The 14,132-nt window shown below is 62.9% G+C and carries 14 protein-coding genes and 1 other RNA gene; 7 read left to right on the top strand and 8 right to left on the bottom strand.

Going from position 1 to position 14,132, the window contains the following annotated elements:
• The first annotated feature begins 34 nt into the window (after positions 1 to 34).
• The 6 genes from ssuD to RV1423_RS12820 are packed head-to-tail and all read left to right on the top strand — an operon-like array spanning position 35 to position 4,634.
• The gene (gene ssuD, locus RV1423_RS12845) at positions 35 to 1,207 is read left to right on the top strand and encodes an FMNH2-dependent alkanesulfonate monooxygenase (protein WP_034297077.1); all 1,173 of its coding nucleotides are present in this window, start codon (positions 35 to 37) and stop codon (positions 1,205 to 1,207) included.
• A 9-nt stretch (positions 1,208 to 1,216) separates the two neighbouring features.
• Positions 1,217 to 2,047, top strand: a complete 831-nt coding sequence (gene ssuC, locus RV1423_RS12840) for an aliphatic sulfonate ABC transporter permease SsuC (protein ID WP_034297076.1) — start codon at positions 1,217 to 1,219, stop codon at positions 2,045 to 2,047.
• A 14-nt stretch (positions 2,048 to 2,061) separates the two neighbouring features.
• The gene (locus RV1423_RS12835; protein WP_034297257.1) at positions 2,062 to 2,919 is read left to right on the top strand and encodes an ATP-binding cassette domain-containing protein; all 858 of its coding nucleotides are present in this window, start codon (positions 2,062 to 2,064) and stop codon (positions 2,917 to 2,919) included.
• A 46-nt stretch (positions 2,920 to 2,965) separates the two neighbouring features.
• A complete protein-coding gene (locus RV1423_RS12830) occupies positions 2,966 to 3,181 on the top strand; it encodes a molybdopterin-binding protein (RefSeq protein WP_007884497.1) in 216 nt (71 codons plus the stop codon).
• Between the two features lie 24 nt (positions 3,182 to 3,205).
• Positions 3,206 to 4,048 carry an EAL domain-containing protein gene (locus RV1423_RS12825; protein WP_034297073.1) on the top strand — a complete coding sequence of 281 codons (843 nt, stop codon included), beginning with the start codon at positions 3,206 to 3,208 and terminating at the stop codon, positions 4,046 to 4,048.
• Position 4,049: 1 nt separating this feature from the next.
• Positions 4,050 to 4,634, top strand: coding sequence for an alpha/beta hydrolase (locus RV1423_RS12820; RefSeq protein ID WP_034297071.1), 585 nt, complete (start codon positions 4,050 to 4,052; stop codon positions 4,632 to 4,634).
• A gap of 324 nt (positions 4,635 to 4,958) precedes the next feature.
• Here RV1423_RS12820 and RV1423_RS12815 read toward each other — a convergent pair whose 3' ends face one another.
• The gene (locus tag RV1423_RS12815; RefSeq protein WP_034297069.1) at positions 4,959 to 5,714 is read right to left on the bottom strand and encodes an SDR family NAD(P)-dependent oxidoreductase; all 756 of its coding nucleotides are present in this window, start codon (positions 5,712 to 5,714) and stop codon (positions 4,959 to 4,961) included.
• 152 nt (positions 5,715 to 5,866) lie between these two features.
• Between RV1423_RS12815 and RV1423_RS12810 the strand changes: the two genes are divergently transcribed.
• On the top strand, positions 5,867 to 6,763 hold the full coding sequence (locus tag RV1423_RS12810) for an AraC family transcriptional regulator (protein WP_034297067.1): 897 nt from the start codon (positions 5,867 to 5,869) through the stop codon (positions 6,761 to 6,763).
• Here the strand turns inward: RV1423_RS12810 and RV1423_RS12805 are convergent.
• The 7 genes from RV1423_RS12805 to uxaC form a co-directional block, all read right to left on the bottom strand.
• Complete coding sequence (locus RV1423_RS12805; RefSeq protein WP_034297066.1) at positions 6,755 to 8,233, bottom strand: mannitol dehydrogenase family protein; 1,479 nt, start codon at positions 8,231 to 8,233, stop codon at positions 6,755 to 6,757. The two genes, RV1423_RS12810 and RV1423_RS12805, sit on opposite strands and share 9 nt — an antisense overlap.
• A gap of 1 nt (position 8,234) precedes the next feature.
• Positions 8,235 to 9,113: an ABC transporter permease gene (locus RV1423_RS12800; RefSeq protein WP_034297064.1), complete on the bottom strand. Its 879-nt coding sequence runs from the start codon at positions 9,111 to 9,113 to the stop codon at positions 8,235 to 8,237.
• A 32-nt stretch (positions 9,114 to 9,145) separates the two neighbouring features.
• Entirely contained in the window at positions 9,146 to 10,015 is an 870-nt protein-coding gene (locus RV1423_RS12795) for an ABC transporter permease (protein WP_155835102.1), read from the bottom strand.
• Positions 10,016 to 10,020: 5 nt separating this feature from the next.
• A complete protein-coding gene (locus RV1423_RS12790) occupies positions 10,021 to 11,121 on the bottom strand; it encodes an ABC transporter ATP-binding protein (RefSeq protein WP_034297060.1) in 1,101 nt (366 codons plus the stop codon).
• 102 nt (positions 11,122 to 11,223) lie between these two features.
• Positions 11,224 to 11,298: non-coding RNA, sX9 sRNA (locus RV1423_RS29045), on the bottom strand.
• 61 nt (positions 11,299 to 11,359) lie between these two features.
• Positions 11,360 to 12,499: an extracellular solute-binding protein gene (locus tag RV1423_RS12785; protein WP_051516665.1), complete on the bottom strand. Its 1,140-nt coding sequence runs from the start codon at positions 12,497 to 12,499 to the stop codon at positions 11,360 to 11,362.
• Between the two features lie 201 nt (positions 12,500 to 12,700).
• Positions 12,701 to 14,131, bottom strand: coding sequence for a glucuronate isomerase (gene uxaC, locus RV1423_RS12780; protein ID WP_034297055.1), 1,431 nt, complete (start codon positions 14,129 to 14,131; stop codon positions 12,701 to 12,703).
• Position 14,132 lies beyond the last annotated feature (1 nt).

Below are 14,132 nucleotides of genomic sequence, written 5' to 3'. Positions count from 1 at the left end.
TGCCGTTTTTGCCTATCATCGATTGGAGTCTGCAATGAACGTTTTCTGGTTTATCCCCACCCACGGCGACAGCCGCTATCTCGGCACCGCCGAAGGCGGCCGTCTGGTCAGCCACGACTACATGAAGCAGGTCGCCGTCGCCGCCGACACGCTGGGATATGACGGCGTGCTGCTGCCGACCGGACGTTCCTGCGAAGACGCGTGGATCACCGCCGCCAGCCTGATCGGCGAAACCAGGCAACTGAAGTTCCTGGTCGCGGTGCGTCCGGGCCTGACCGCACCGACCTTGTCGGCGCGCATGGCGGCCACGTTCGACCGCCTCTCTGGCGGCCGCCTGCTGGTCAATGTCGTCACCGGCGGCGATCCGGCCGAGCAAGAGAGCGACGGCATCTTCGGCACGCACAAGGAACGCTATGAAATCTCCGACGAGTTCCTGAAAATCTGGCGCGACGTCCTGAGCAAAACGCACACCGGCGGCGAAACCGATTTCGAAGGCAAGCACCTCAGCGTCAAGGGCGCCAAGGCCCTGTATCCGCCGGTGCAGACGCCGTACCCGCCGCTGTATTTCGGCGGTTCGTCGGATGACGCGATCGATCTGGCCGCAGAACAGGTCGATGTCTACCTGACCTGGGGCGAACCGCCGGCAGCGGTTGCGGAAAAAATCGCCAAGGTCCGGGCGCGCGCCGACAAGGCAGGGCGCAAGCTGCGCTTCGGCATCCGCCTGCACGTGATCGTGCGCGAAACCAATGACGCCGCCTGGCGCGCCGCCGACGAACTGATCAGCAAGCTCGACGACGCCACCATCGCCAAAGCGCAGCAGACTTTCGCCAAGATGGATTCCGAAGGACAGCGCCGCATGGCCGCGCTGCACGGCGGCAAGCGCGACAAGCTGGAGGTCAGCCCCAATCTGTGGGCCGGCGTCGGCCTGGTGCGCGGCGGCGCGGGCACCGCGCTGGTCGGCGATGGCCCGACCGTGGCGGCGCGGATGAAGGAGTACGCCGACCTCGGCATCGACACCTTCATCCTGTCGGGCTATCCGCACCTGGAAGAATCCTATCGTTTTGCCGAACTGGTATTCCCGCTGTTGCCGCGCAAGCAGAAGGAAACGCTGCCCGGCTTCAACCTGAGCGGTCCGTTCGGCGAGATTGTCGGCAATACCCATGTGCCGCCGCCGGCAGCACCGGTGCTGCGCGTGTCTGAAAGTTAAGGATCCATCATGAGTGCAAGCATCGCCGGTTCTTCCGTCGAGACGCAGCGCAAGACCGCAGTTGGAAAACGCAGCGGCAACGGCTTCGGCGCGACGCAATTGCTGTCCTGGGCCTTGCCGGTCGGCCTGATCGTCGTCTGGCAGATCGCCGCCCAGGTCGGCTGGCTGTCCAGCCGCATCCTGCCGGAACCGCTGGCCGTGCTGCGCGCGGCGTGGAACCTGTCGCTGTCGGGCGAGTTGTGGACCCATCTCGGCGTGAGCACCGGGCGCGCGGCTTCCGGCTTTGCCGTCGGCGGCGGGATGGGGCTGCTGCTGGGCCTGTTGACCGGCACCTTCCGCCAGGCCGAAGTGCTGCTCGACACCACGCTGCAAATGGTGCGCAACATCCCTGCGCTGGCGCTGATACCGCTGGTGATCCTGTGGTTCGGCATCGACGAGATGTCCAAGCTGTTCCTGGTGTCGGTGGGTGTGTTCTTCCCGATTTACCTCAACACCTTCCACGGCATCCGATCGGTCGACAAGGGCCTGATCGAGATGGCCAGGAGTTACGGCTTGTCTGGCTGGCCGCTGTATCGCGACGTGATCCTGCCGGGCGCGTTGCCGTCCATCCTGGTCGGTGTGCGCTTTGCGCTGGGGCTGGTGTGGGTGCTGCTGATCGTGGCCGAGACGATTTCGGCGCAGGCCGGCATCGGTTACATGACCATGAATGCGCGCGAATTCCTGCAAACCGATGTGGTGCTGGTCGGCATCCTGTTGTATGCCCTGCTGGGCAAGCTGGCCGATGTGCTGGCGCGCGGCCTGGAAAAATTCTGGCTGCGCTGGCATCCGGGTTACCAATGAAAGAGGACGGCATGATGCAGAACAATCCCGTCGAACATACCGAAGTGAATAATGCCGCCGAACGCAAGGTCCGCGGCGTGCGCGTGGTAGCCAAAGCGCTGTCCAAATCGTATGGCGGCCGCGAGGTGCTCAAGGTGGTCGAGCTCGACGTCGAACCCGGCGAGTTCGTCGCCATCGTCGGCCGCAGCGGCTGCGGCAAGAGCACTTTGCTGCGCCTGATCGCCAAACTGGAAACAGCGACGCAAGGCGAGGTCGCCTTTGCGCAACACGGCGCCGATAAGCGTCAGCCCGGCTTCCAGCCGGAGACGCGCATCATGTTCCAGGACTCACGCCTGCTGCCATGGAAGCGCGTGCTCAACAACGTCGCGCTGGGTTTATCCAAGGCCGCCTTGCCGGCGGCATCGCAGGCCTTGCGCCAGGTCGGCCTTGAAGAACGTGCAGGCGAATGGCCCGCCGTGCTGTCTGGCGGCCAGCGTCAGCGCGTCGCGCTGGCCCGTGCGCTGGTGCATGACCCGGAGCTGTTGCTGCTGGACGAACCGCTGGGTGCGCTCGACGCGCTGACCCGCATCGAGATGCAGCAACTGATCGAATCGCTGTGGCAAAAGCGCAGCTTCACCGCCGTGCTGGTCACGCATGATGTACAGGAAGCGATTGCGCTGGCCGACCGTGTGGTGCTGATCGAGGACGGTCGCATCACGCTGGATCAGCCGGTCGACCTGCCGCGTCCGCGTGCGCGTGGCAACCCGGCATTCGCCCGGCTTGAGGAATACATTCTGTCGCGCGTGCTGCAGCATCCGGCCAGCGCGCCGGACAGTTCGCTCGGCGACATTTCGCTGCAGAAGACCGTCAGTCAGGTGCAGTGGGCGATTTAGGTTTCCATCATTTATTTTTTTAACGCAGTCCCTCAAGGAGCAAAGCATGACCATTCAAGCCATCAACGTCCGTAATCAATTCAAGGGCAAAGTGAAAGCCATCATCGAGGGTTCGGTTGTTTCAGAAGTCGACGTCGAAACGCCTGCCGGCATCGTGACCTCAGTCATCACCACACGTTCGGTCAAGGACCTCGGTCTGGTGATCGGCAGCGAAGTCGTCGCGCTGGTCAAGGCGACCGAAGTCTCGATCGCTAAGCTCTGATCTGCTTTCGCATCGGAGCCGTCGATGAAGTATCAAGCCCTGGAAAAATATCTTGCCCGCCTTGACGGTTCCGTCAAGGAAGGGGCCAGGGTATGGCTGGATGCGGAAGGGAAGGCGCAGGGCAAGTATTTCAACACTACGCTCACTTCCGCATTCCAGCCGATACGGATGTTCGGCAATCACGAACTTGCCGACGCCGGTATCGTCGCGCACGAAGGTTTTGCGCGCAGTTATTCCGAAGACGACAGCGGCCTGCACTTGTGGCGCCTGCTCGATCAGGCCGCCAGCGACGACGAGTCGGTGGAGCTCGACCGGCTGTGCCGCATGCTGCATTCCATCAATTTTTACCGCCAGGCGGAAGACGAAGTCAGCCTGCATCTGAGCGTGCATGCTCGCCTGCTGGCTGCGGTTGAAAGCAATCACGGCATTGCTTTCCGACGCATCCTCAATTTGCTGGAATTGCCGCATGAGAAGATCGTGCTGCAGATGCCGGTGGTCACGCAAAATCAGGGCTGGCTGCTGAACTATGTGTTGGACAATTACAGGCGCAACGGATTCAGGCTCGGCATCAGCGCCGCCGACGCGCGCGACGCGCTGGCGTTGCTGGACAAGGTCAAGCCCGACATGATCAAGGTCGATGCACGCGAACTGGCCGACGAAGAGAGTACGGAGCGGCTGCTGCGCCGGGCCGGCGAGCACGACATCCGCGTGGTGTTCAAGCGCGTCGAAAATCCGACGGTCTTCGGCAAGTTGCAGGAATTGGGTAGTAGCCTGTCGACGCCGGTGTATGCTCAAGGGTATCTGTGGGACACGCCGAAATCGACCCTGGCGCAGCCGACGCCGAACCCTGAAAGCAAGGTGGCCTGACATGAGCAAGACGACCGCAACGACAGAAAACGGTGCCCGCATCGCGGATTTCCGCGTGCTGGTGGTGCCGGGACTCGACGGCAGCGGTCCGGATCATTGGCAGTCGCGTTGGCAGCGGCTCTATCCTTCCTTCGAGCGCGTCGAGCAGGATCGCTGGGATGTCGCCGACTTGCCGGTCTGGTCGGCGCGTTTGCAGGAAGTGTTGGCGCAGCGCCCGCAACCGACCGTGATCGTCGCGCACAGCTTCGGTTGCCTGACGACGGTGCATCGCGCGGGCATTGATGCCGCCCATGTTGTCGGCGCGCTGCTGGTGGCGCCGGCGGATCCTGAAAAATTCAAAGTGACCGATGTTGTCCAGGTACGGCTGCCGTTTCCTTCGGTGGTGATCGGTAGCACCGACGATCCCTGGATGTCTGCTGAACGCGCTGAGCATTGGGCGGGCGTTTGGGGGAGCGAGTTTGTCAATGCGGGGGCGGTGGGGCATATCAATACTGCTTCGGGGTTGGGGGATTGGGTGGCTGGGCAGGATGTGTTGGCGGAGTTGGTTAAGTGGGTTGGTAGCCGTAATTCTGTGGCTTCTGCTTAGGCTCGATTGTTCCTTTTTCCATAACGAGTTCTTTTCTTTCTTCGGACGACCGTGGTTGCCGGGGGCGGCCCGGCAGCCGCTCACTTTTCTTGCTTCGCCAAGAAAAGTAAGCAAAAGAAGGCGACCGCGATTCGCCGCCCCGCTTTGCGGGGTTCCCGTTGATGTCACGCACAAATCGGGAAGGGAAACAAACTCGCTTCGCTCAGACAAGTTTCCCTTCTTTATCCGATTTATGCGCGTCACCAACGGCAGCTCATAAGCGGAACGTCTTTTTCGGCTCGCTTCGCCTTGCCTTGGGTGGCTCGCCTCCGGCATCGTGATTACTTAGATTCCTTGTCCACCGGCCACTTCAATTCTTTGCGCCGTCACCCAGCGATTGTCCGCCGACAGCAGGCTGGCGATCATCGGGCCGATGTCATCCGGTACACCTACGCGACCCAGTGCGGTCAGGCCTGCAAACTGTTTGTTGATCTCGGGATTGTCACGCACGACGCCGCCGCCAAAGTCGGTTTCGATGGCGCCGGGCGCGACCGTGTTGACCGCGATGCCGCGGGCTCCCAATTCCTTTGCCATATAGCGCGTGAGCACTTCGACCGCGCCTTTGGCGGCGGCATATACCGCATAGCCGGGGAACGCGGTGCGCGTCAGTCCTGAGGACAGGTTGACGATGCGGCCGCCGTCGGCGATCAGGGGCAGCAGGGTTTGCGTGAGGAAATACACTCCCTTGAAATGTACATTCACCAGTCCGTCGAACTGTGCCTCGGTGGTGTTGCCGATCAGCGCGTAGTCGCCGTGGCCGGCGTTGTTGACCAGGTGATCGATGGTGTCGCGCGACCAGGTATCGCGCAGCACGGCGCGCAGGCGTTCGGCGAAGGGCGCGAACGTGGCGACGTCGCCGGTGTCGAGTTGCAGCGCGACTGCCTTGCGGCCGAGCGCCTGGATTTCAGCGACTACGGCTTGCGCTTCGTCGCTGCGGCTGTGGTAGGTGAAGACGACGTCGCCGCCGTGGCGGGCGATGCTGAGGGCGGTGTTGCGGCCGAGTCCGCGGCTGGCGCCGGTGATGAGAGTGATCTTGGTCATGATGGAGCTCCTGTGCCAATGGGTTGATGGAAGCCGCAGTATCGAACGCAGGGGACAGGCCCGGTTACCGGAAACTCGACGTTCCTTGCCTGATCCTCCAAGTCGTGCGCAAGTCGTGTGCAAGACTGTCGCCGACAAGGTAGGCTTGCACCATGACGACCTTGCTCACCACCGTGCAACGCTATGCCGACGCCCACGCCGAACTGGACGGGCTGGCGCATACGCCCATCGCCGGGCTCACCATCGTGCGCGCGACTGAAGTCAGCGAATTGCTTTACGCCATTTCGCAACCGCTGGTGTGCCTGGTCTTGCAAGGCGGCAAGCGCGTGGCCGTGGGCGCGCAGGCCTTTGCCTTTTCGGCCGGCGATTCACTGTTGATCACGGCGGACGTGCCGACGGTCAGTCAGATCACGCGTGCGAGTCTGGCGGCGCCATATCTGTCGCTGGTGCTGGAACTCGATCCTGCGGTGATTGCCGATCTGGCGATGCAGATGGAGATGGTGCCGGCTGCTGCGCAGGCGCCGGTGCGCGTCGATCCGACCGATGCCGAAGTCGCCGACGCGGCGCTGCGGTTGATGCGCTTGCTTGATCGTCCGGCGGCGTTGCCGGTGCTGCAGACCCAATTGACGCGCGAGCTGCATTATTGGCTGCTGGCGGGCAAGCATGGCGCGGCGATTCGCAACCTGGGGTGGCCGGATAGTCAGGCGCGGCGCGTGGCGCGTGCGGTGGAAGTGTTGAGGACTGATTTCGCGCAGGCGTTGCCGGTCGAGCGCCTGGCGGAGGTGGCGGGCATGAGTCCGTCGTCGTTCCATCAGCATTTTCGCAGCGTGACCTCGTTGTCGCCGTTGCAGTTCCAGAAACAGTTGCGCCTGATCGAGGCCAGGAGGCTGATGCTGGCCGAAGGCGTCAGCGCCAGCAGTGCGGCGTTCTCGGTCGGCTATGAGAGTGTGCCGCAGTTCACGCGCGAATACGGCAGGATGTTCGGCCTGCCGCCAGTGAAGGATATCGAACAGGCGAAGAGCAGGGTGCGTGCTTCCGCCTCAGTCTGACCACGCGCCGGTCTTGCCGAGCGCCTTCAGGATGCCGTGCTCTTCGATGCTGCGCAGGAATGTCTTCACCGCAGAAACAAACTCCACCCGCTTGGCCAGTTCACTGCCGAACACGGCTTCCATCGCCAGCAAGGCATCCACGCGCTCGTCGACGTCGGCGATGCATGCAGCCGCCTGCAGGGATTCAGCCAGCGGATCCGAGATCGGATACATCAGCCCGGCTTCGTCTTCGCCGCGCAGATAGCGCATCCAGCCCGCCACCGCAAAACATAATCGCTCGCATGGCTGGCCCGCATCGAGCCGCGCACGGATGGTGCCTAGCAGGCGCTGCGGCAATTTCTGCGAGCCATCCATGGCGATCTGTTGCAGACGATGTTTCAGTGCCGGATTACGGAAGCGTTCCACCAGTTCGTCGCGATATTCCGCCAGGCCAGGGCGTTGCAGTGTCGGCGCAATTTCCCGCGTCATCATCTGTTCGATGAAACCGCGCAAGCCATCGTCGCGAATGGCCTGGTCGACGGTGACATAACCCGCCAGCGCACCCAGGTAGGCCAGGCTGGAATGGCTGCCGTTGAGCATGCGCAGCTTGGCATGCTCGTAGGGTTCAGCGTCTTCCACCAGGGTGGCGCCGACGGTTTCCCACGCCGGACGCGGACCGGCGAAGCGGTCTTCGATCACCCATTGCGAGAACGGCTCCGTCACGACCGGCCAGGCGTCGTCGACGCCGAGGCGTGCGGCGACGGCGGCGCGATCTTCATCGGTGGTTTTCGGCACGATGCGATCCACCATGGAGTTGGGGAAAGCGCCGTGCCGTGAAATCCAGCGCGCCAGATCGGCATCGACCCGCTCGGCGAATGCCAGCACCAGACCGCGCGCGGTATTGCCGTTGGACGGCAGGTTGTCGCAGGACAGCACGGTGAACGGCGGCAGCCGGGCATTGCGGCGCTTGTCGAGTGCGCGCACGATGAAGCCGATGGCTGAACGCGGCGCGTCGGCATGGGCAAGATCGTGGACGATGTCGGGATGGTCGAAGCGCAAGGCGTTGGTTGCCGGATCGTGGCAATAGCCTTTTTCCGTCACGGTCAGGCTGACGATGTGGCAATGCGGATCGCACATCGCCGCCAGCACCGCAGCAGGCGATTCCGGCGCGACCAGCGATTGCGCCAGCGCACCGATCACACGCAATTGTTCGCCATCGACGCCGCGAATGCTCAGTGTGTAGAGATTATCCTGCGGCGCCAGCGCATCGCGCGTGTCGGGCTGGCGCAGCGAGACGCCGACGATGCCCCAGCGCAGGTCGCCCGCGGCCAGCACCGCATTGGTATAGACCGCCTGGTGCGCCCGGTGGAAGGCGCCCAGGCCGAGATGCACGATGCCCGGCAGCAAGGCCGCTCTGTCGTATGTCGGCAGGGCCGCCTGCGCATCGACTTGTTTGCCGGCTTGCGCCAGCGCTTTCTGGTTCAGTCTCATCTTAATTCTGCGGATGCTCTTTGACGCGCGACACCAGTTGCGTGGGGCTGACGAAACGCATCGCGATCAGCAGCCAGATCAGCGTCACGATCATGTAGACCATCGCCATCGCATCGATCGATTGCGACGCCCGCACGCCTGCCGCAAACACCGAGTAATACAGCGCCACCACCAGCGTTTGCGTATCCGAGCCGGCGGTCAGGAAGGTCAGTTCGAACATCGCGATCGTGCGCACCAGCACCAGCAGCGACGCCGCCAGGATGCCCGGCGCCAGCAGCGGCACCAGCACGTGGCGGAACATCGTGAAGGTGCGCGCGCCGAACACGCGGGCGGCCGATTCCAGATTCGGATCGATCTGTTCGATGAAGGGCGTCATGACGAGGATCACGAACGGTAGCGCCGGCAGCAGGTTGGCGATGATCACGCCGGGCAGGGTGCCGGCCAGATGCAGTTCATACATCAGCGTCGCCAGCGGAATGCCGTAGGTGATCGGCGGAATCATCAGCGGCAGCAGGAACAGGCCGGTCAACAGCTTCTTGCCGCGGAAGTTGCGCCGCGCCAGCGTGTAGGCAGCCGGTACGCCGATCAGGATGGACAGCACCACCACCGACAGCACTACCTGCATCGTCACCAGCAGCACATCGCCGAGCTGGAATTCCTGCCAGGCGGCGGAATACCATTCCAGCGTCCAGCCGCTCGGCAGCCAGGTGCCGAGCCAGCGTTTGGCGACAGAGTTGGTGGCGACCGAGGCGATCATCAGGCCGACGTTGATCAGGAAGAAGGTCATCAGGCCCACCACCAGTCCGCTCCACGCGCGGCTGGCCCAATGCGTGCGACGCTTCGGCGAGGATGGTCTGGAGTCGGATTGCGATGTCATCATGGGAGAAGTAGTTGTCGTTGCTTGATTCATGATTAACCCTTGCCGCCGGTGACCGGCCCGCGATAGAACAGATTGCGCAAGCCGAGCACGATCACCACCACGCCCAGTTGCACCGCGCCCATGATCATCGCCACCGCCGACGCCATGGAATAGTCGTAGTTCTCGAACGCCGCTTCATACGCCGCAATCGAAATCACGCGCGTCGCGCCGGCCGGCGAACCGAGCAGCACCGCCGACGGGAATACCGAGAACGCCTGCACGAACGACAGGCAGAACGCCATCGCCAGTCCCGGCAGGATCAGCGGGAAAATCACGTAGCGGAACTGGTTGAACGGATTCGCTCCCAGCGTCGCCGCCGCGCGCGGCAGCACCGGATCGATGCCGGTGATGTACGACAGGATCAGCAGGAAGGCGAACGGAAAGCCGGAGATCACCAGCGAAATCACCACGCCTGCATAATTGTGCGTCAGGCGGATCGCGCCCTCATAGACATGCAGCGTCTGCAGGATCTGCGCGAACCAGCCCTTGGGGCCGAAGTAGGTCAGCATGCCTTCGGCGATCAGCACCGTGCCCAGCGTGATCGGGATCACCAGGATGGTGGTGGCGATCTTCTGGTACGGCGTCTTGTGACGCAGGCGATAGGCCACCGGCACCGCGATCAGGATATTGATCAACGTCGCCGGCAAGGCCAGCTTGAGCGTCACGCCGATGGTCATCCACAGGTTGTCGGTGCTGAAGAACTTGATGTAATTCGACAGCATGCCGCCTTCGAGCGGCTGGAACGACAGGATCAGGCCGTGGATGAAGGGATAGACGAACACCGCCAGCATGAAGATCACGGCCGGCGCGGCCATCCACATGGCGGGGTCGCGCCAGCGCGCGCCGGCGGTCTGGGAAGACATCTGCATCATGCCACCTGCTCGAAAGGATAGGCCAGCACGCGGTCCGGCGCGACCGAGACGCGGATGGTCTCGCCCGGCGAGGCCTTGCCTTCGGCGCGCACATACAGGCGCGTGTTGTCTTGCGTGCGCAGCATGAACAGCGACTCGCGGCCGTAGTACTCGACCGATTCGACGCGCGCGCCGAGGCTGTTGGCAGGGGTGCTGCCATCGGCGCAGATGCTGAATTCCTCCGGACGGATCGATACCGCTGCACGGCCGTTGAGGCGCATCTTGGGAATGCCGGTCAGATGGATGCCGGGACCCGCCAGCGTGACGGTTTGCGCGTCCTGGCCGACGACGTCGAGCACCAGTTCGTTGCGATAACCCATGAAGCGCGCCACCGCCAGATTGGACGGCTGGCCGTAGACTTCCGGCGGCGTGCCGATCTGCTGCACCTTGCCGTCCTTCATGACGACGATGCGATCCGCCAGCGACAGGGCTTCGTCCTGGTCGTGCGTGACGTACAGCGTGGTGCGGCCGAGTTCGCCGTGGATGCGGCGGATTTCGGAACGCATTTCCAGGCGCAGCTTGGCGTCGAGGTTGGACAGCGGCTCGTCCATCAGGATCAGCGGCGGTTCGATGACGATGGCGCGGGCGATCGCCACGCGCTGCTGCTGGCCGCCGGACAATTGGCCGGGCAGCTTGTGCATGTGCTGCGCCAGTTGCACCAGGTCGAGCGCGCGCTTGACGCGGGTCTGGATCTCGGCGCCGGACACGCCGCGCATCAACAGGCCGAAGCCGACGTTCTTGGCCACCGTCATGTGCGGGAACAAGGCGTAATTCTGGAACACCATGCCGAAGCCGCGCTGTTCCGGCGGCAACGTGTCGATGCGGCGATCGTCAAGATAGATGCCGCCGTCCGATAGCGGCAACAGGCCGGCGATGCAGTTCAGCGCAGTCGATTTGCCGCAGCCGGAAGGACCGAGCAGGGCGATGAATTCGCCGCGCGCAATGTCCATCTGGAAACCGTCGAGCGCGGCGATCTGCGGCGCATCGCCGGTTTTTGCAGGGCCGTCGAAGCGACGTGTCACGCGATCCAGTCGCAATGTCTTGAAGTCATGTTTCATGCTTGCCTCTTGTTGAACGTAATGAGCCGGGCGGCGTGCAATCCATCGTTGCCGTCCGGCTTGTCTCTGCTTTTCTTCTGCTGCGTTTGCTTTTACCAAACCTGTTCATGATCTGTAGCGAGAGGTCATCAGCCGGTGGCGGACGGAGCACAGGAACCGGAATGCACTTCAGTACATGAGGATTCCGAGCACCGCCCGCCGCCGGATCATGGCCTCGCAGTATGATCATGAGCAGGTTTTATTTGAATTTTTGAGCGCCGACTTGCTCATCCCAAATGCGGAATGCATTCACCATCACCTGCGCATCCAGCGGCTGCACATGCGGGAATCTGGCGATCCAGTCGGCGTACTCGGCGCGGCCGAATTCCTTCAAGGTGTCCTGGCTGGACTGCGGCGCCATTGTCACCGGCACGTTCTTGATCGCAGGGCCGGGGTAGAAATAACCCTTGTCGTAGGTCTGCGCCTGTTGCTTCGGCAGCAGCAGATATGCCATCACGTCCAGCACCACGGCTTGCTTGGCCGGGGCGAGGCCCTTCGGCACGATCATGTAATGGGTATCGTTGACCCAGGTCATGTTCTTGAAAGCGCCGACCTTGAATTCTTTCGGCACCACGCCCAGCGCGCGCGGGTTGATGTCCCAGCCGGTCACGGTGACGGTCATGTCGCGCGAGCCTTCGCCGAGTTCCTTCATCACCGCGCCGGTACCGCCGGGGTAGTACTCGATGCAGGTGTTGAGGTCTTTCAGGTAAGCCCAGGTTTTATCCCAACCCTTGACCGGATCTTTCGGATCCTTGTCGCCGAGCAGATAGGGCAGGCCCATCAGGAAAGTGCGGCCGGGGCCGGAATTGGCCGGACGCGCGTAGATCAGCTTGTTCGGATTGGCCTTGCACCAGGCCAGCAATTCCTGCGGCGTGGTCGGGACCTGCTTGACCTTGTCCGGGTTGTATTCCAGCAGCGGACCGGCCGGCATGAAGGCGACCGCAAGGCCCTGGTTGTGCGCCAGTTCCTGCATGCGTTTGACTTCCGGCAGGTAATTGTCGGTCAGCGGCGTGAATTTGGCGGCGTTCTCGGGCAGCAAGGTTACCCACAGGTTTTGCTCGATGCCGGCAGCCAGGATGTCGGTGCCGCCCAGCACCAGGTCGATGTCGCTGCGCTTGGCATTTTGCATGGCCTTGAGCTTGCTCGGCAGTTCAGGCGCAGGCGCCTTGGTGAAGGTGAATTTGACGTTGGGGTGGATGGTCTTGTAGGACTCGATGGCGTCCTGCAGCAAGGCCAGCGAACCGGCGACGTCGACCACGTTGATGGTGACGGCAGATTGCGCCTGCGCCGGATTGCCGCCGACCAGCGCGGCCAGGCCGAGGCCGATGGCGACCGCCATGAAGGTGCGGCGCGCGGCCTTGTTCACGGTGTTTTTGACCTGCTGCTGCCAATGGAAAACCTGTTTCATTGTTGTCTCCTCCTAGGGATTGAATTGTTGGGTAGCGGGATAAAGCGGACGTCTTGTGACGCTCTGATGAATCTTCAAACCGTACTGCTTGTTGATGCCGTCTTGCCGATGTTGCTTCCTTCGAGAAGTGGATTACAAACGATAGGCCTGCCTGGCCAGCCGGTAAGTCAGATCGTGCGCAAGTTCCAGCGCTTCGTCTTCGCGCAGGCGATGTTCGGCCACCAGTCGCGCCAGATAGCCGCAGTCGATGCGGCGGCTGACGTCGTGGCGCGCCGGGATTGACAGGAAGGCGCGGGTGTCGTCGTTGAAACCGACCGTATTGGCGAAGCCGGCGGTCTCGGTGGTCAGTTCGCGGAAGCGGCGCATGCCTTCCGGCGCGTCGAAGAACCACCAGGCGGGACCGAGCTTCAGGGCGGGATACACGCCGGCCAGCGGAGCCAGTTCGCGCGAATAGCTGGTTTCGTCGAGCGTGAACAGAATGATGCTCAGGCGCGGATCGAGGCCGAAGCGATCGAGCAGCGGTTTCAACGCGCCGACGTATTCGGTCTGCATCGGGATGTCAAAACCTTTATCGCGGCCGAAGCGCGCCAGCATCGCCGGGCTATGGCTGCGCCATGAGCCGGGATGGATTTGCATCACCAGGCCGTCGGCGATGCTCATGGCCGCCATTTCGGTCAGCATTTGCGCGCGGAACAGTTCGGCTTGGTCGCGGCTGATGTTGCCGGACAAGGCCTTGTCGAACAGCGCCTTGCATTCGGCGAGCGGAAGGTCGGCGGTGCGCGCGCTCGGATGGCCATGGTCGGTCGAGGTGGCGCCGTGTTCCTTGAAGAAGGCGCGGCGGATGCGATGCGCCTGCAGATAGCCTTCCCAGGTGCGGGTGTTTTCGCCGGTCAGTTCGCCGAAGCGCTCGACGTTGGCGGTAAAACCTTCGAATTCGGGATCGACCACCGGATCGGGACGATAGGCCGTGATTACGCGCGGACGGCCTTTGGCGGTTTGCCAGAGATCGCTCTTCAGCTTGCCGTGATGGGCGAGCGGATCGAGCGGCGATTCGGTGGTGGCGATGACGTCGATGTTGAAACGTTCGAACAATGCGCGCGGGCGGAATTCGGGACGCCGCAGGCAGGCGTCGATATGGTCGTAGAGACGGTCGGCGTTGGCGATGTTCAGGCTTTCTTCGAGGCCGAACACTTCCTGGAACACATGGTCCAGCCACATGCGCGACGGTGTGCCGCGAAACAGCGGCCAATGCTTCGCCACCAGGCGCCAGATGCGGCGCGGATCGGTTTCGACGGCGCTGCCGTTGCTGCCTTCACGTGCGGGGATGCCTAGCTCTTCCAGCTTGATGCCCTGGCTGAACAGCATGCGGAACACATAGTGGTCCGGCTGGATCAGCAACGCCGACGGATCGGGGAAGGCGGCGTTGTCGGCGAACCAGCTCGGGTCGGTATGGCCGTGCGGGCTGACGATGGGCGCGTCCTTGATCTCCTGATAGAGACGCCGCGCAATGGCGCGCGTGTCCTGGTCGGCAGGGAATAGTCGGTCGGGGTGCAGCAATGGCATG

The organism is Herbaspirillum sp. RV1423, assembly GCF_000577615.1.
Taxonomy (GTDB): Bacteria; Pseudomonadota; Gammaproteobacteria; order Burkholderiales; family Burkholderiaceae_D; genus Herbaspirillum.
Note: the sequence above shows the minus strand (reverse complement) of the source record. Positions and strands in the feature narration are given on the sequence as shown.